The organism is Amycolatopsis sp. NPDC026612 (genome assembly GCF_040638285.1).
Lineage (GTDB): Bacteria > Actinomycetota > Actinomycetes > Mycobacteriales > Pseudonocardiaceae > Amycolatopsis.
In genome coordinates this window covers 226,187-241,893 of the sequence record NZ_JBEZYB010000003.1, presented here as the reverse complement: position 1 = coordinate 241,893, position 15,707 = coordinate 226,187, and the positions used below count along the sequence as shown (strand labels likewise).

15 protein-coding genes and 1 pseudogene are annotated in these 15,707 nt (G+C 71.2%); 5 read left to right on the top strand and 11 right to left on the bottom strand.

Annotated elements, in window-relative coordinates:
* Positions 1-3: 3 nt before the first annotated feature.
* Positions 4-1,794 carry a penicillin-binding transpeptidase domain-containing protein gene (locus tag AB0F15_RS05085; protein ID WP_360265356.1) on the bottom strand — a complete coding sequence of 597 codons (1,791 nt, stop codon included), beginning with the start codon at positions 1,792-1,794 and terminating at the stop codon, positions 4-6.
* A 61-nt stretch (positions 1,795-1,855) separates the two neighbouring features.
* The gene (locus tag AB0F15_RS05080; RefSeq protein WP_360265353.1) at positions 1,856-2,710 is read right to left on the bottom strand and encodes a GNAT family N-acetyltransferase; all 855 of its coding nucleotides are present in this window, start codon (positions 2,708-2,710) and stop codon (positions 1,856-1,858) included.
* A gap of 100 nt (positions 2,711-2,810) precedes the next feature.
* Here AB0F15_RS05080 and AB0F15_RS05075 point away from each other — a divergent pair, with 100 nt between their 5' ends.
* Entirely contained in the window at positions 2,811-3,017 is a 207-nt protein-coding gene (locus AB0F15_RS05075) for a DUF4177 domain-containing protein (RefSeq protein ID WP_360265350.1), read from the top strand.
* A gap of 13 nt (positions 3,018-3,030) precedes the next feature.
* Here AB0F15_RS05075 and AB0F15_RS05070 read toward each other — a convergent pair whose 3' ends face one another.
* On the bottom strand, positions 3,031-3,423 hold the full coding sequence (locus AB0F15_RS05070; RefSeq protein ID WP_360265348.1) for a VOC family protein: 393 nt from the start codon (positions 3,421-3,423) through the stop codon (positions 3,031-3,033).
* Positions 3,420-4,226, bottom strand: a complete 807-nt coding sequence (locus AB0F15_RS05065) for a helix-turn-helix transcriptional regulator (protein WP_360265345.1) — start codon at positions 4,224-4,226, stop codon at positions 3,420-3,422. Before AB0F15_RS05065 ends, AB0F15_RS05070 begins: the two co-directional genes overlap by 4 nt.
* An 84-nt stretch (positions 4,227-4,310) precedes the next feature.
* On the opposite strand from AB0F15_RS05065, the gene AB0F15_RS05060 reads away from it, so the two are divergent.
* Positions 4,311-4,565, top strand: a complete 255-nt coding sequence (locus AB0F15_RS05060) for a hypothetical protein (RefSeq protein WP_086853692.1) — start codon at positions 4,311-4,313, stop codon at positions 4,563-4,565.
* Here AB0F15_RS05060 and AB0F15_RS05055 read toward each other — a convergent pair.
* The 4 genes and pseudogenes from AB0F15_RS05055 to dxr all read right to left on the bottom strand — a co-directional run bounded on the left by AB0F15_RS05055 (position 4,554) and on the right by dxr (position 8,885).
* Positions 4,554-5,147: a class I SAM-dependent methyltransferase gene (locus tag AB0F15_RS05055; protein ID WP_360265341.1), complete on the bottom strand. Its 594-nt coding sequence runs from the start codon at positions 5,145-5,147 to the stop codon at positions 4,554-4,556. The genes AB0F15_RS05060 and AB0F15_RS05055 overlap by 12 nt on opposite strands.
* A 34-nt stretch (positions 5,148-5,181) precedes the next feature.
* Positions 5,182-6,333, bottom strand: a complete 1,152-nt coding sequence (gene ispG, locus AB0F15_RS05050; RefSeq protein ID WP_360265338.1) for a flavodoxin-dependent (E)-4-hydroxy-3-methylbut-2-enyl-diphosphate synthase — start codon at positions 6,331-6,333, stop codon at positions 5,182-5,184.
* 113 nt (positions 6,334-6,446) lie between these two features.
* Positions 6,447-7,679: pseudogene (locus AB0F15_RS05045) on the bottom strand (site-2 protease family protein).
* Between the two features lie 3 nt (positions 7,680-7,682).
* Complete coding sequence (gene dxr / locus AB0F15_RS05040) at positions 7,683-8,885, bottom strand: 1-deoxy-D-xylulose-5-phosphate reductoisomerase (RefSeq protein WP_360265335.1); 1,203 nt, start codon at positions 8,883-8,885, stop codon at positions 7,683-7,685.
* 94 nt (positions 8,886-8,979) lie between these two features.
* Between dxr and AB0F15_RS05035 the strand changes: the two genes are divergently transcribed.
* Together AB0F15_RS05035 and AB0F15_RS05030 are read left to right on the top strand one after the other, a co-directional pair.
* Positions 8,980-9,237: a DUF2631 domain-containing protein gene (locus tag AB0F15_RS05035; RefSeq protein WP_285989316.1), complete on the top strand. Its 258-nt coding sequence runs from the start codon at positions 8,980-8,982 to the stop codon at positions 9,235-9,237.
* A 25-nt stretch (positions 9,238-9,262) separates the two neighbouring features.
* A complete protein-coding gene (locus tag AB0F15_RS05030; protein ID WP_360265332.1) occupies positions 9,263-9,922 on the top strand; it encodes a peptidylprolyl isomerase in 660 nt (219 codons plus the stop codon).
* A gap of 153 nt (positions 9,923-10,075) precedes the next feature.
* Here the strand turns inward: AB0F15_RS05030 and AB0F15_RS05025 are convergent, their stop codons facing one another.
* Positions 10,076-10,492, bottom strand: a complete 417-nt coding sequence (locus AB0F15_RS05025) for a hypothetical protein (RefSeq protein ID WP_360265328.1) — start codon at positions 10,490-10,492, stop codon at positions 10,076-10,078.
* Positions 10,493-10,819: 327 nt separating this feature from the next.
* On the opposite strand from AB0F15_RS05025, the gene AB0F15_RS05020 reads away from it, so the two are divergent.
* Positions 10,820-11,920 (top strand): acyltransferase, encoded by a 1,101-nt coding sequence (locus AB0F15_RS05020; RefSeq protein ID WP_360265325.1) that lies wholly within the window; start codon positions 10,820-10,822, stop codon positions 11,918-11,920.
* A 72-nt stretch (positions 11,921-11,992) separates the two neighbouring features.
* Here the strand turns inward: AB0F15_RS05020 and AB0F15_RS05015 are convergent, their stop codons facing one another.
* On the bottom strand, positions 11,993-13,762 hold the full coding sequence (locus AB0F15_RS05015; RefSeq protein WP_360265322.1) for an MFS transporter: 1,770 nt from the start codon (positions 13,760-13,762) through the stop codon (positions 11,993-11,995).
* A 495-nt stretch (positions 13,763-14,257) separates the two neighbouring features.
* Positions 14,258-15,706 carry a PLP-dependent aminotransferase family protein gene (locus tag AB0F15_RS05010; protein ID WP_360265320.1) on the bottom strand — a complete coding sequence of 483 codons (1,449 nt, stop codon included), beginning with the start codon at positions 15,704-15,706 and terminating at the stop codon, positions 14,258-14,260.
* Position 15,707 lies beyond the last annotated feature (1 nt).

Below are 15,707 nucleotides of genomic sequence, written 5' to 3'. Positions count from 1 at the left end.
CGCTCAGCCGATCCCCGCCAGGAACCGGTGCGCGGCCTGCACCGCCGGTTTGGACGACCCGGCGTCGGTCAGGAGCACGGCGAACGCCAGGTCGCCGCGGTAGCCGACGAACCAGCCGTGCGAGCGGGAGCCGTCGCCGAACTGGGCGGTGCCGGTCTTGCCCGCGACGTCGGGGATGTCCCGCAGCCCGGTCGCGGTGCCCGCCGTGACGACCTCCCGCATCATCCCCCGCAGCGCGTCGAGGACGTCCGGCGACGGCGGGTCGCCGACGTTCTTCGTCTCCGCCGGCAGGCCCTTGACGATCGACGGCGCCGGCACCTTGCCGGCCTGCACGGTGGCGGCGACCAGCGCCATGCCGAACGGGCTGACCACCACCCGGCCCTGGCCGAAGCCGTTCTCCGCCCGCTGGACGGCCGAATCGCTGGCCGGGACGTCGCCGGTGACCGTGGTCAGGCCGGGGACCACGAAGTCGGCGCCGATCCCGAACGAGCGGGCGGTGTCGGTGAGCGCCGGCCCCGGGAGACCGGCGGCGAGCCGGGCGAAGGTCGTGTTGCAGGATCGCGCGAACGCCGTTTTCAGCGGCACCCGGCCCAGGTCGAAGCGGCCTTCGTTCGGCACGAAGCGGTTCTCGATCGTCGTGGTGCCGGGGCAGTCGACCGGACTGCCGGGCTCGACGTCGCCCGTGGCCAGCGCGGCCGCGGCCGTGACGATCTTGAACGTCGACCCCGGCGGGTAGCGCCCGGACAGTGCCAGCGAGCCTTCGTCGTCGGCGGCGGCGTTCTGCGCCACGGCGAGGATGTCCCCGCTCGACGGCTGGATCGCCACCAGCGCGGCCGGGTAGGGCTCGGTGTCCAGTGCCTTTTCGGCCGCGGCCTGGATCTTCGCGCTGAGCGTGCTGGTGACGGCGGGAGCGACCCGCGGTGGCTCGGCCTTGAGTTCGGCGGCCTCGCCGCCGGTGACGTCGCGGGTGACGATCCGCCAGCCCGCCGCCCCGGCCAGCTGCTGCTCGACCAGCGCGCGGATGCCCGGCAGCACCTGCTGCCCGGACCCGCGGGTCACCGGCAGCAGGCGCTCCTGGCTGGCGAAGCGGACGCCGGGCAGGTCGTAGATAGCCGGCTTGACCCGCTGGTAGTCGCCGGCGCGCAGGGTGATCACCGGGTAGGCGTCGCCGGGCTTGGTCTTGCTCATCCCGTCCAGCACCGACCGGCCGGTGACCGACGGCTCGTACCGGTGCAGCGCCTTGGCGAGGGTCCCGGCGACGGCACTCGCGTCGCCGGCCTTCTGCGGGTCGACGACGACGCCGATCACGGTCTGCGGGCGCATCAGCGGCACGCCGTCGCGGTCGAGCACCGGCGCCGTCTCCGGCAGCTGCGGCAGCAGGCCGAGGGTCTGCCCGACGGCCAGCTGGGGATGCACGACCGTCGGCTGCCAGTGGACCTGCCAGCCGTTCTCGGCCGCCCGGAGCTGGGCGTCGGCGCGGTAGGACCAGGTGCGGCCGTGCGGCAGGTGCCAGGTGAGCCGGTAGCCGGCGGTCACGACGTCGCCGTCCGGCTGTTTCACCTCTTCGTCCTCGACGTCGAGGGATTCGGGATCGAGCACGCCGCGAACCTGGCTCAGGACGGTCTTCGCGGCTTCGGGCGAGTCGGTGTTCGCCGCCGCGGCGGCGACGTCCCCGGACGCGACGGCGTCCAGGAAGGCGGAGAGGGCGTCCTCGGGACTGTCGCCCGAGCACCCGGCCGTGGTCGCGGCGGCGAGCAGCAGCACCGCGAGAGCACGGTTTCGACGTGCACTCATGGCGGGATAGTGCCTGGTCAGCGAGCTTCGACCGGGCTGAAACGCCGCCACGGAAGAGTGCTTAGAACAGCACCGTCGCGTACTGGCCGACCTGCTCGAAGCCGATCTTGCGGTAGGCCGCGAGGGCCGGGGTGTTGTAGGCGTTGACGTAGAGGCTGGCGGTGCGGCCCAGGCCGCGGACGAGCCGGTTCACCACCGCGGCGGTGCCGGCCGTGCCGAGCCCGTCACCGCGGCGTTCGGGGTGCACCCAGACACCCTGGATCTGCCCGACGGTCGCCGACATGGCCCCGATCTCGGCCTTGAAGACGACCTCGCCGTGCTCGAAGCGGGCGAACGCGCGGCCGGCCCCGATCAGCTCGGTGACCCGGGCGCGGTAGCTCGCGCCGCCGTCGCCGCTGCGCGGATCGACGCCGACCTCCTCGATGAACATCGAGACGGCCGCGGGCAGGTACCGCTCGACCTCGTCCGGGCGCACCGGGCGGACCAGCGGATCGGCGGCCACGAGCGGGGTGGCGTCGAGGGCCATCAGCGGCTGGTCGTCGCGGACCTCGCGGGCCGGGCCCCACTCGCCTTCGAGCTCGTCCCACAGGCCGAGGACCTGCTCGGCCGGGCCGACGAGCGACGAGCAGGTCCGCTGGCGGCGCAGCGCGCGATCGGCGAAGGAGCGCAACGCGGGCGCGTTGCCGCGCAGGGGGATGAGGTTGGGCCCGGAAAAGCACAGCCCTTGGAGCCGCCCGGACCGGACCGGACGGCTGTCGGCGGCCCAGAGCTCACCACCGAGCCGCCACGGGTCGAGGCCCGTGGCCTCGACCCGGGCGCTGACCATGCAGCTGCCCACCGGGTCGGCGGCCAGTGCGGCACGGACCGCCGGATAGTCCCGATCATCGAGCAGCCGTGCACCTGCAAGCCGCAACACGGGTTCCAGGGTGCCAGATCCGGCTGCTGAACGGAACGCAAGCCTCCCGACACGGTGCGATGAACTGCCGAAGCCGGGCTTTCCGGGCAGAATCGGGCGTATGCAGCGGTATACGTACAAGGTCGTCGAGGTCCGCGAGAAGCTGATCGGCGGCAAGCTGTCCGGCGGGAAGCTCGAGAAGCTGCTGAACGACCACGCCGAGGACGGGTGGCAGCTGAAGGCCATCACTTCGGCGGAGGTGAAGGGGCGGATCGGGCCCGGCGGGGTCGAAGGGTTGCTGGTGACGTTCGAGCGGCCCGTTCAGTAGCGGCCGGGCGAGGTCAGGCCGCGCCGCGGTAGGTGCCGAGCGTCCAGGCGTTGCCCTCCGGGTCGCGGAGGCTGAACGTGTGCGAGCCGTACTCGGTGTCCGCCGGCTCCGCCGTGATCTCCGCGCCCGCGGCCCGCACTCTCGCGTACACCTCGTCCACCCGGTCCGACACCACGTACACCGCGGCCGTTCCCGGCTTCATCGCGTCGTGGACGCCGTCCGGCGGGCGGACGCTGCCCAGCATCACCGCGCCGCCCTCGGGCCAGCGCAGCTCGGCGTGCGCGATCAGCGCTCCCTCGGGCACCACCAGCGCTTCGGTGAAGCCGAGGACGTCGACGAGGAAGCGGACCGCGGCCGGGGCGTCGTCGTAACGCAGGGCCGGCCACACGTTCGGTTCAGGAGTCATGCCGGTGAGTCTGGGCCGGCCGGCCGCTCCTGGTCTTGGAGGAACGGGAGCTCCTCGGCGATCCACGTCCCCGGCGTGCAGCCCGCCAGCGCGCGCCACTCGTTGGTCAGGTGCGCCTGGTCGTAGAACCCGCACTCCACCGCCAGCGCCGCCAGGTCGGCGTGACCGCGGCGCAGCAACCGCGCGGCCCGCTCGAACCGCAGCACGCGCGCCACCTGCTTCGGGGCCAGCCCCAGCTCCGCGCGGAACCGCTCGCCCAGGTGACGGCGGCTCCAGCCGACCTCGCCGGCGAGGTCGGTGACGCGCACCCGCCCGTCGGCGCGCCGCATCCGGCGCCACGCCTCCCCCAGTTCGGGCGGCGGCGCCACCGGCTCCACGGCCCGGGCCGCCAAGACGTCGTCGAGCAGCGTGAACCGTTGTTCCCACGTCGGCAGCTCCCGCAGCCGCTCCGGCAGCGAGCCCAGCCCGAACGCGGCCAGATCACCGACCTCGCCGCTCAGCTCCGCCGCCGTGACCCCGAACAGCGTCCGCACGCCCAGCGGGTCGAGCTCCAGCTGCAGCCCCTCCTGGACGCGGTCCTGCCGGATCAGCACCGCGCGCGTGTGCAGCCCGCCGACCAGCGCCTGCAGGCTCTGCCCCGCCATCCGCACCGGGCCGGCGAGACTGATGACGAGCGTCACGTGCCGGGACGGCAGTCCGCGGTGGACGGCCAGCGTCACGTCGTCCTGCGCGTACCCGACATAGCGCGTGACCAGGGGCCGCACCACCGGGTGCGGCTGCCGGACGGCCCAGGTCACGCTCACGAATGCGAGCGTAAACGTCACCACCGACAGTTCCGCGTCTGCTAACACGGGAGGTGCGTCCCCACCGCGGAAGGAAACCCCCCGATGACGATCCAGGAACAGGCGCAGCAGCTGGAGCTGCTCGCCGACCAGGTGCCGACCGGCATCGCCCTCGCCACCAAGAGCGATCTCGAAGATCTGCAGGCCCAGGTGCTCGGCCTGCTCGGGGAGACGTCCTCCGCGACCGCGATCCAGGGCGCCATCCAGCTCGCTTCCCAGCAGATCGACGAAGTCGCGGCCGCGCTGGAGAACGTCCGCCTGCAGATCCGGGACGCCGCCCAGCACCACCTACAGGGCTAGCTCGTAGTACGAGCCGACGGCGGGCTGGCCCGTGTAGTTCGGGCCGGCCCGGTCGTCGGCGCCGAGGTACCGGAACGGCAGCGCGCCCGCGAAGGGGCCGTCACGCCGGATCCGGCGGTTCCGCGAGTCGTCCGTGAAACCCGCTTCGCGCAGCGCGCGCAGGACCCGGCGCGTCCCGCCCGGCGCCTGGATTCCCGCGATGTCGAAGTTCGCCACGAACACGCCGCCGTCGCTCAGCCAGGACGCCGCCCGCAGCAGCGCGCCCAGCTTGTCGCCGACGTAGTGGAGCCCGTGCACGCAGGTGACGAGGTCGAACCGGCCCGCGGGTTCCCACGTCGCGATCGACGCCGTCACGAGCCGGACGGGCCCGGACGCCGCGAAGTACCCGACGAGATCCACGCCGGTGATGTCGAGGTCCGGCCGGGCCTCGGCCGCGTCCAGGAGCGCCCGCCCGCTACCGCAGCAGAGGTCGAGCCAGCGGGCACCCGGCGGCAGGCCGAGGATGTCGAAGCCGAGGACCCGCGAATAGCCGTCGCGACCGGCCAACCGGCGCTCGCGGTTCATCGCGCGGTTGGCCACCACGGCCGACTCCTCGAGAGCGTCGTCCGAAAGAAGGTCAGCCAGCGGTGACCACCGGCGCGCCCTCGCCGAGAGTCTCGCCCGCCTCTTCGGCGATGCGCATGGCCTCCTCGATGAGCGTCTCGACGATCGCGTGCTCGGGCACGGTCTTGATGACCTCGCCCTTGACGAAGATCTGGCCCTTGCCGTTGCCCGACGCCACGCCCAGGTCGGCTTCGCGGGCCTCGCCCGGGCCGTTGACGACGCAGCCCATGACGGCCACGCGCAGCGGGATCTCCATGCCCTCGAGCCCGGCGGTGACCTGCTCGGCGAGGGTGTAGACGTCCACCTGCGCGCGCCCGCACGACGGGCACGACACGATTTCCAGCTTGCGCTGCTTGAGGTTCAGCGACTGCAGGATCTGGATGCCGACCTTGACCTCTTCGACCGGCGGCGCGGACAGCGAGACGCGGATCGTGTCGCCGATGCCCTGGCGCAGCAGCGCGCCGAACGCGACGGCCGACTTGATGGTGCCCTGGAACGCCGGCCCGGCCTCGGTGACGCCGAGGTGCAGCGGGTAGTCGCACTGCTCGGCGAGCAGCTCGTACGCGCGCACCATGACCACCGGGTCGTTGTGCTTCACCGAGATCTTGATGTCGTGGAAGTCGTGCTCGGCGAACAGCGACGCTTCCCACAGCGCCGACTCGGCCAGCGCCTCCGGGGTCGCCTTGCCGTACTTGTCCATGATCCGCTTGTCGAGCGAGCCGGCGTTGACGCCGATCCGGATCGGCGTGCCGTGGTCCTTCGCGGCCTGCGCGATCTCCTTGACCTGGTCGTCGAACTTCCGGATGTTGCCCGGGTTGACGCGCACCGCGGCACAGCCGGCCTCGATCGCGGCGAAGACGTACTTCGGCTGGAAGTGGATGTCGGCGATCACCGGGATCTGCGACTTCTTCGCGATCGCGGGCAGCGCCTCGGCGTCGTCGGCCGACGGGCACGCCACGCGGACGATGTCGCAGCCCGCGGCGGTCAGCTCGGCGATCTGCTGCAGGGTCGCGTTGACGTCGGAGGTGAGGGTCGTCGTCATCGACTGGACGGAGATCGGGTGGTCGCTGCCGACGCCGACCGAACCCACCCGGAGCTGGCGAGTCTTGCGGCGCTCGGACAGGACGGGCGGGGGCAGGGCGGGCATACCCAGTGCGACGGTCACGGCTTCCAGCGTACCTACCCCTAGTGGGCGACCTTCACCATGTCAACCGTCACGGTGAGCAGCATTACGGCAGGAGTGAGCGGTCCCCGGGGGACCGCACCTCCTCCGTGTGACTACTGGCCGATCCGGATGGGGTTGACGATGTCAGCCGTCACCGTGAGTAGCGTCACCGCGCCGCCGACGAGGACCAGGGCCATCGTGATGCCGGACAGCTTCGTGTAGTCGACGGGTCCCCCGGCCGCCTTGCCCCGCCGCGCGCGGATCCAGTCGCGGACCCGCTCGTACCAGACCACCGCGATGTGCCCGCCGTCCAGCGGCAGCAGCGGCAGCAGGTTGAACACGCCGATGAAGAAGTTCAGGCTGGCCAGCAGCAGGAAGAACACCACCCAGATGCCGTTCTCGACGGCCTCGCCGCCGAGCCGGCTCGCCCCGACGACGCTGACGGGGGTGTTCTTGTCGCGTTCGCCGCCGAAGATCGCGGTGACCACGGCGGGGATGCGCTCCGGGAACTGGACGAGCCGCTGGGCCGTCTCGGCGAACATCGAGCCGGTGAAGCCGAAGGTGGCGCCGATCGCGGCGACCGGGCCGTACTGCGTCGTCAACGGCGGCACGTCGGGCGAGGCGCCGATCATGCCGACCTCCTTGACGACCGAGCCGTTCTAGCGCTGCACCTTCGGCACGTCGACGACGAGCCACAGCTTCTGGGTACCGCGCTGCACCTCGAACACCGTCCGGCCGCTGGTGGCCTGCACGGCGGTGAGCATCTCCTCCCAGGTCGCGACCGGTTTCCCGCCGACGGCGAGCACCGTGTCACCGGGACGCAGCCCGGCCGTCGCCGCGGGGGTCAGCGCGCCCGGCGGGCAGGAGGGGTTCTTGGCCTGGGCTTCGGCCTGCTCCTTCGTGGTGGTCGAGACGGCGCAGGAGGTCGTGGCCAGCACCGGCTTGGGCCCGTCGGCGGCCGCCAGGCTCGGCAGGCCCATCGTCACGGCCATCAGGTACAGCACCACGAAGCCCACGATGAAGTGGGTGATCGACCCGGCCGACATCACGACGGTGCGCTTCCAGGTCTTGAACCGCCACATCGCGCGCGGCGCCTCGTCCGGGGTCACCTCGTCCAGCGCGGTCATGCCGGCGATGTCGCAGAACCCGCCGAGCGGGATCCACTTCAGGCCGTACTCGGTCTCACCGCGGCGCCAGGAGAACACCGTCGGCCCGAAGCCCACGAAGTACCGGCGGACTTTCATGCCGAAGGCCTTCGCGGTGACCATGTGCCCGGCTTCGTGCAGCGCGACCGAGACACAGATCCCCAGCGCGAACAGCACGACGCCGATGATGTAGGCGAGCACCCGCTACTTCCCCTCGATGATCGAACCGGCCCGGGCGCGAGCCCAGCGCTCGGCCGCGAGAACGTCCTCGACGTCGCGTGGCTCGCGACGCCATTCGTCGGCGGCTCCCACCACCTCGGAAACAGTGTCCACTATCGACGTGAAGCTGGTGTTCTGCGCGAGGAAAGCGGACACGAGCTCCTCGTTCGCGGCGTTGTAGACGGCGGGCAGGCAGCCGCCCTCGCTGCCGCAGTGCCGGGCCAGCTCGACGGCCGGGAAGGCCTCGTCGTCCAGCGGCTCGAAAGTCCAGGTCGCGGCGGTGTCCCAGGTGCAGGCGGGTGCCGCGTCGGGGACCCGGTCGGGCCAGTGCAGCGCGAGCGCGATCGGCAGCCGCATGTCGGGCGGGCTGGCCTGGGCGATCGTCGAGCCGTCGGCGAAGGTCACCATCGAGTGCACGATCGACTGCGGGTGCACGGTGACGTCGATCTTCTCCGGCGCGATGTCGAAGAGCAGGGCCGCCTCGATCAGCTCCAGGCCCTTGTTGACCAGGGTGGCGGAGTTGATCGTGATGAGCGGGCCCATCGACCACGTCGGGTGCGCCATCGCCTGCTCGACGGTGACCCCGGCCAGCTCCGCGCGCTTGCGGCCGCGGAACGGGCCACCGGAGGCGGTGAGGACGAGCCGGGCGACCTCGCTCCGCTGCCCGGCGCGCAGGGCCTGGGCGATGGCGGAGTGCTCGGAGTCGACGGGCACGAGCTGCCCCGGCTTGGCCGCGGCGAGGACCAGCGGCCCGCCGGCGATGAGGGACTCCTTGTTGGCCAGCGCGAGAGTCGCCCCCGTGGCGAGGGCCCGCAGCGTCGGCTCGAGACCGCGCGAGCCCGGCAGGGCGTTGAGCACGGTGTCGACGGGCACGGCGTCGATCAGCTCGGTGACGGCGTCTGAGCCCGCGAAGAGCCGCGGAAGCTTGAACTCGCCCTGGTCGTAGCCGCGCTTCTGCGCCTCGGCGTACAGCGCGAGCTGGACGTCCTCGGCGGCCGTGGCCCGGGTCACGGCGACGGCCTCGACACCGTGGGCGAGCGCCTGCGCGGCGAGCGCGGCCGGATCGGCACCGCCCGCGGCGATCCCGGCCACCCGGAACAGGTGCGGGTTGCGCGCGGCGACGTCGAGGGCCTGCACGCCGATGGACCCGGTCGAGCCGAGGACGAGAACGCTTCGCGAGGTAGTCATCGCCGGTCATTGTCGCGCGGGGCGTCTCCGCGGCGCACCCGGAGGTGTGGGATCATCGGCGGGTCCGAGGTTCACGGGGTTTGAGGAGTTCATCGTGGCAGGCAAGGCGGTCGAGAAGAGGCGGCCCGAGGTCGACCCGCGCGACGAGCCGTCCGCGGCCTGGGGCTGGCACGGCTCGTTCCCGAAGGCCACCCGCATCGCCGGCTGGGTCAGCGCGATCATCCTGCTGGTGATGATCAAGGGCAACCACGAGAACAACACCGAGAACGTCTGGCTGGTCGGGCTCGCCCTGTTCCTCGTCCTGCTGCTGGTGCTCGACATCCGCAAGCGGCGCACGGCCTGGCGCCGGTAGTCGGTTTTTCGCTAACGTCCCTGGCATGAAGCTGCGCTGGGGTTTGGCTGTTTTGTCAGTGTTGGGTGCCCTGGTGGCGGCTCCTGCGTCGGCCTCGGCTTCGGTGCCGGTGGTCCGGTGCACGTTCACGCCCACCCCGGACAACCCGGCGGCGCGTGCGGTGGTGCGCCCGCTGCCCTTCGCTTCGACGCGCGGGACTGTCGATGTGACGTTCCGGTTCAACTATGGGCCGGTGACGGTGCGGCTGGATCGTGGCGGGGCGGCGCCTTGTGCGGTGCACAACATGGTTTCGCTGGTTTTGCAACGGTTCTATGACCGGTCGCAGTGCTGGCGGCTTTCCAACTCCGCTCGCCTTGGTGTTCTTCAGTGCGGGGACATCTATGAGGTGGAGAAGGGTGGGCCGGGGTACGAGTTCCCGGATGAGGTATCGGGGGCCGAGACGTACCCGAGGGGGACCATTGCGATGGGGAACCAGGGGCCGGGGACGAACGGATCGGAGTTCTTCATCGTGCACTCGTTCGCGAACATCCCGGCCAACTACTCGGTGCTGGGGCGGGTGGTTCGGGGGATGTCGGCTATCGACCGGATGGTCGCCGACGGGATCATCCCGACCGACCCGGACGGGCCGCTGGACGGGGCGCCGGCAAAGCCGGTGAAGATTCAGCGGGCCACGGTCGGCTGGTAGACCGGCCAGCTCCCCACTCCGGACACGAGGTCTTCCGGCGCCACAACTCAGTACGGCAATCCGAGCCGCGCTTCACCCATAACCTCGTCGACGAGGACCTCCACCTGCTTCAGGGAGTCACCCTGAATCAGCAGACCCGGATATCTTCGGCCATCAAGCTGCGCCAAGGCGTAATTTCCACGTCGGCCGTAAACTCTTGCGATATTTTCGCTCACTTCGCCTCATTCCGGATAAAAGGTCGATTCCTGTGGTGACATAATCCCAGTCCGAGAGCGGGCCGGCAGCACCACAGGCCCTGGACCCCACCACCGAGACCGGCAATTGCAGCCTGTTGCCCAGGTTCTGGCTACGACCACCGGCTTGAGCGGAAGAATCCGAAGCGTCGCAGGCGTAGCCGGTCCTCCTGGTTCCGCCGTTGAAATCGTCCCGCAGCACCCCGCCGCCGCAGTTGTCCCATGCCGAGGCCTGGGCCGGCAGCAGCGGGGACGGGGTCGGCGGATCCACGTCGTGGACGACCGGGTTCTTCGGGTCCAGGATCTGCTTGAGGAACCCACCGTAGATGTTCAGCAAGTCCTGTCGGCCGCCGAGCAAACTTGCGACCGCGCTCGTCCTGCAGTGATCATCCCGACGGACCCCGACGGACCCCGACGGGCCGCTCGACGGGGCGCCGGCGCACCCGGTGAAGATCCAGCGAGCCGTGGTCGGCCGGCAACTCAGTCGGTGTCCAGCCATGGCGGACATGACACCGGGCAAGCCGCTCACCACGACCGGCAGCGATCCACCTCCGCGCACCGTCCATCACCAACCTCACCGAAATCTCACCCCAACGAGTTAATGCCGGGATCGCCCGATTACATTGGGCGGGTTCAGCCGCTGGCTTCGTGGGGGGATCACGCGATGATGACGCACGACGAGTACCTGGCGACCCGAAGATTTCCGGCCCTCGACGGCGTGCGTGCCGTCGCCGCCGTGCTCGTGGTCGTCTTCCACTACGGCGGGCCCAGCTGGGCGAGGGCCAACGGCTGGATCGGGGTGCACCTGTTCTTCGTGCTCTCCGGCTACCTGATCACCACGCTCGCGCTGCGCGAGGAAGCCCGCACCGGCCGGGTTTCGCTGCCGGAGTTCTACATCCGCCGCGCTTTCCGCATTCTTCCCGTCTACTACGTCGTGATCGGCGTGGTCGTCGTCTTCGCCTACTTCCGCGGCATGGGCCTGCGGCACAGCGGCATCGTGGCCGCCCTGCCGTGGAACGTCGCCTTCGTCGGCGAATACCACCAGATGGCCCTGTTCGGCCAGGCCTGGACCCTCGGCGTCGAGCAGAAGTTCTACCTCGTGTGGCCGCTGCTCGCCTTCGGCCTGGGCGCGCTCGGCTTCGTCAAGCGGCTGAGCCTCTCGCTCGGCCTCGTCGCCATCATGCTCGCGCTGATCCCCTTCATGCCGTACGCCGGCGCGTACTCGCCGATCCTGATCGGCTGCACGCTCGCGATCGTGCTGCACCACCGCAAGGGCTTCGCCGCGCTCCGGCTGTTCACCCGCCCGGCCGTCGGCCTGGTCGTCGCCGCCGCGCTGATCGCGGTGCAGACCATGTTCGGCGAGATCGGCGCTTTCCTGCACGACGACGGCGGCTCGATCACCGGCACCGGCTACATCCTGCTCGCCGCCCTGCTGGTGCCGTCGCTGGTCGCCGGCGGTGGCCCGCTGGCCTGGGCCCTCTCGCGGCGGCCGATGCGGTTCGTCGGGGAGCGGTCGTACTCGCTCTACCTCATGCAGGGCGTCGTCGCGGTGGCGGTGGGAGCGGCCATGCCGCAGTTCGCGCCGCACCGGACGCTCACCGCGGTCGCGGTGACGATCGCCGGGCTGCTGGCCGCCGACCTGCTCTACCGCTGGGTCGAGGTGCCGATGATCGACGTCGGACGCCGGATCATCGCCCGGCGCCGGGCCAGGAAGGCCACGCCGGTGACCGAAGAGGTCGCCGAGCCCGCGCTCGTCGTGGCCTGACGCCCGCGGGCCATCCCCGCGCACGGAAAAGCCGGGTGCCACCGCGGCACCCGGCTTCCGAAACCACCCGCCTCAGCGTTCGCCGGCCGGCGACACCAGTTCGCTCGGCCCGCTCCCCGACTCCCCGGCCACGGCGGCCAGTTCCTCACCCACCGACTCGCGGCCGCCCGGGCGGGCGTCCTTCGTCAGCAGCGAGGCCACCGCGCCGATCAGGCAGACGACGATCGCGAAGCCGAACGCCACCGCCAAACCCGACTGGAACGGGCCCGAGATCAGGTTCGGGAAGAAGCTGCGTCCGGTCAGGAACGCCGCCTGGTCCGGCGGCAGGGCCGACAGCTGGCCGCCCAGGAGCTGCTGGATCGGGTTGTAGCCCAGGAACGCCGCGAACAGCACCGCCACCGCCGGGAGGTTCGCCACCTGGGACGCCGCCGCGTCGGGGACGCCGTGGGCCAGCAGGCCCGCCTTCATCGTCGAGGGGAGGCTGCTCGACAGGCCCGAGATGATCAGGCTGAAGAAGAAGCCGATCGACAGGACCATCGCCGCGTTCTGGAACGTCGTCATCATGCCCGCGCCGGAGCCGCGCGCGTCCGCCGGCAGGCTGTTCATCACCTCGGCGCGGTTGGGCGAGGAGAACATGCCCATGCCGATGCCGTTGATCAGCAGGATCCCCGCGAACGCCCAGTAGTCGAAGTTCACCGGCAGGATGATCAGCAGCAGGAACGTGATCGCCGTGATCAGCAGCCCGGTCGAGGCCAGCAGGCGGCTGCCGATCCGGTCGGCGAGGATGCCCGACGTCGGGGCCGCCAGCAGGAAGCCGACCGTCATCGGGAGCATGTAGATGCCCGCCCACAGCGGCGTCTGCTCGAACGTGTAGCCGTGCTGCGGCAGCCAGATGCCCTGCAGCCAGATGATCAGGATGAACTGCAGCCCGCCGCGGCCGAGCGACGCCGTCAGGTTCGCGACGTTGCCCCAGGTGAACGACCGGATCTTGAACAGGGACAGCCGGAACAGCGGGTTGTCGACCTTCGACTCGATGACCACGAACGCGACCAGCACCGCGAGGCCGCCGAGCAGGCAGCTCAGCACGAACGGGCTGCCCCAGCCGGTCGGCGACGAGCCGTAGGGCTGGATGCCGTAGGTGATGCCGATCAGCACCGCGATCAGGCCGACGGCGAAGGTGATGTTGCCCCACCAGTCCATCCGCGCGTGCTTGCGGACGCCGGTGTCGTGCAGCTTGAGGTACGCCCAGATCGTGCCGATCACGCCGAACGGCACCGACACCAGGAAGATCAGGTTCCAGTCGACCGGGGCGAGCACGCCGCCCACGACCAGGCCGAGGAACGAGCCCGCGATGGCCGCGACGCCGTTCATGCCGAGCGCGAGCCCACGCTGGTTGGCCGGGAAGGCGTCGGTGAGGATCGCCGAGGAGTTCGCCATCAGGAAGGCCCCGCCGACGCCCTGCACGATCCGCCAGCCGATCAGCCACAACGCGGCCGCATCGCCGCCGAACCAGGTGACGGCCAGCATGACGGAAGAAACGGTGAAGACGGCGAAGCCGAGGTTGTACATCCTCGCGCGGCCGTACATGTCGCCGAGCCTGCCGAAGCTCACCACCAGCACCGCGGTGACCACGAGGAAGCCCATGATCATCCAGAGCAGGTAGCTCGTGTTGGCCGGTTCCAGGGGGTTGATGCCGATGCCCTTGAAGATGTCGGGCAGCGCGATCAGCACGATCGAGGAGTTGATCGTGGCGATCAGCATGCCCAGCGTCGTGTTGGACAGCGCGATCCACTTGTACCGCGGCCCCAGTTCCGCGATCGAATACGTCCGGCGTTCCGCCACTGTGCAGCCCTTCCGCTCGCAAAGTCCCTTAGCTAGGCTAAGCAACTTGCTTGCGTATGGCAACCAACGGCGCGAAATGCCGGGGAGAGCATGATCACAGGCGCTTGACTGTCCTTTGAGGACTATTTACCTGAACGGCTGCGGGCAACTCGGATGACTCCAGGGGACTGTGGACGACTCGAGCGCGCGACTTGCCGCTCACCGGTGAAGCCAACTCTGTGCCCCCAACGGCCAACTCAATGCCCCCAACGGCCAACTCACCGGGAACGGCGGCGAGTTGGCCGGTCCGGTCGGTGAGTTGGCCGGACGCGACGGCGAGAAGTCGCCGGCCACACCGTGCGACACGTCGACCCGTCCGGCCACGCGCCGCACGGCGACCTCATCAGGTGCGGTGTGCCGGGTTGAGAGGAATCGGATCGCGCGACCAGCACGCAGCGGGCACGGCTCTCTCACATGAGAGACCAGAGACCGTGGCCGCCCAGCCCGCCAAGGACTTTACCGAGGGACCAGCCGGCCCAGTACGGCGACACCGTCGGCGAGTTCCGTCGCCGTCCGCGCCGCGTAGCCCAGGACCAGCCCCGGACGGCCCGGCCGCTGGCGGTGCCACGACAACGGCTGGACCTTCACCCCCTCCGCCAGCGCGGCCGCCGCCACGGCGACGTCGTCGACCCCGGCGTCGAACGTGATCGTCAGGTGCAGGCCCGCCGCCGCGCCGTGGACCACCGCGGACGGCAGCTCCGCAGCGAGGGCCCGGACCATCGCGTCGCGACGGCGGCGGTGCCGGGCCCGCACCACCCGCAGCTGCCGCTCCAGCTCGCCGGTCTCCATCAGCCGGGCCAGCACCAGCTGCGCCAGCACCGCGTTGCCCAGATCGGCGAAGCGCTTCGCGGCCACGAGGTCGTCCCGGAACCGCGGCGGCGCGAGCAGCCAGCCGACGCGCAGCGCGGGCGCCAGCAGCTTCGAAACGCTGCCCGTGTAACAGACTTCGGGCAGCATGGACCGGACGGCGGGCACCGGCGCGCGGTCGTACCGGTGCTCGGCGTCGTAGTCGTCCTCGACGACGATGCCGCCGTCGGCCGCCCAGCGCATCAGGTCGCGACGGCGCTCGCCCCCCAGGACCACGCCCATCGGGAACTGGTGGGCCGGGGTCAGCAGCACAGCGGGGGCGTGCAGGTCGGCGACGCGCAGGCCGTCGTCGTCCACCGGGACCGGCGGCGTCGCCAGGCCGCAGTGCTGCAGGTGCTGCCGGGCGCCGAGCGACCCCGGGTCTTCGACGGCGATCGCGTCGACGCCGTGCTGCCGCAGCACCTCGCCGAGCAGCGTCAGCGCCTGCGCGACCCCGGCGACCACGATGATCTCACCCGGGTCGGCGCGGATCCCGCGGTAGCGCGCCAGCCAGTGCGACACCGCCAGCCGCATCGCCGGCGCGCCGCGCGGATCGCCGTAGCCGAAGTGGGCGGGCTCGAGCTCGTCGAGCACCGCGCGTTCCGCCCGCAGCCACGCCCCACGCGGGAACGCCGTCAGGTCCGGCACCCCGGGAGTGAGGTCGATCCGGGCCGGGGCCGCACGGACCTCGTCGAAGACCTTGGCGTCCGGCGACCGCGTGATCACCTTCGCCGGTGACCGGTCCGGCCCGGGGTCCGGCGGCAGCACGGGCGCGGCGACGACGACGGTGCCGGCCCGGCCGCGGCCCGCGGCGTGGCCGTCGTCGATCAGCCGCTGGTAGGCCTCGGTGACCACCCCGCGCGACACGCGCAGCTCGGCGGCCAGCACCCGGGACGCGGGCAGCCGGCCGCCGACCGGCAGCCTGCCGTCGGCGATCGCGGCGCGCAGCTGCCCGGCGAGCCAGTCCGCGCGGCCGCCCGGCGGCGCCGCGCGGACGTCCAACTGGAGGAAGTCCGACCCTATGGACCCCTCGGAGGACGAGGTTTTGGCTCTGTCCATC

Bases quoted from the DNA above. Each gene is read 5' to 3' on its own strand.
- AB0F15_RS05020 (WP_360265325.1), top strand. From the start codon at position 10,820: ATGATGACGCACGACGAGTACCTGGCGACCCGAAGATTTCCGGCCCTC.
- AB0F15_RS05030 (WP_360265332.1), top strand. From the start codon at position 9,263: ATGAAGCTGCGCTGGGGTTTGGCTGTTTTGTCAGTGTTGGGTGCCCTG.
- AB0F15_RS05070 (WP_360265348.1), bottom strand. From the start codon at position 3,423: ATGACTCCTGAACCGAACGTGTGGCCGGCCCTGCGTTACGACGACGCC.
- AB0F15_RS05010 (WP_360265320.1), bottom strand. From the start codon at position 15,706: ATGGACAGAGCCAAAACCTCGTCCTCCGAGGGGTCCATAGGGTCGGAC.
- AB0F15_RS05085 (WP_360265356.1), bottom strand. From the start codon at position 1,794: ATGAGTGCACGTCGAAACCGTGCTCTCGCGGTGCTGCTGCTCGCCGCC.
- AB0F15_RS05060 (WP_086853692.1), top strand. From the start codon at position 4,311: ATGACGATCCAGGAACAGGCGCAGCAGCTGGAGCTGCTCGCCGACCAG.
- AB0F15_RS05075 (WP_360265350.1), top strand. From the start codon at position 2,811: ATGCAGCGGTATACGTACAAGGTCGTCGAGGTCCGCGAGAAGCTGATC.
- dxr (WP_360265335.1), bottom strand. From the start codon at position 8,885: ATGACTACCTCGCGAAGCGTTCTCGTCCTCGGCTCGACCGGGTCCATC.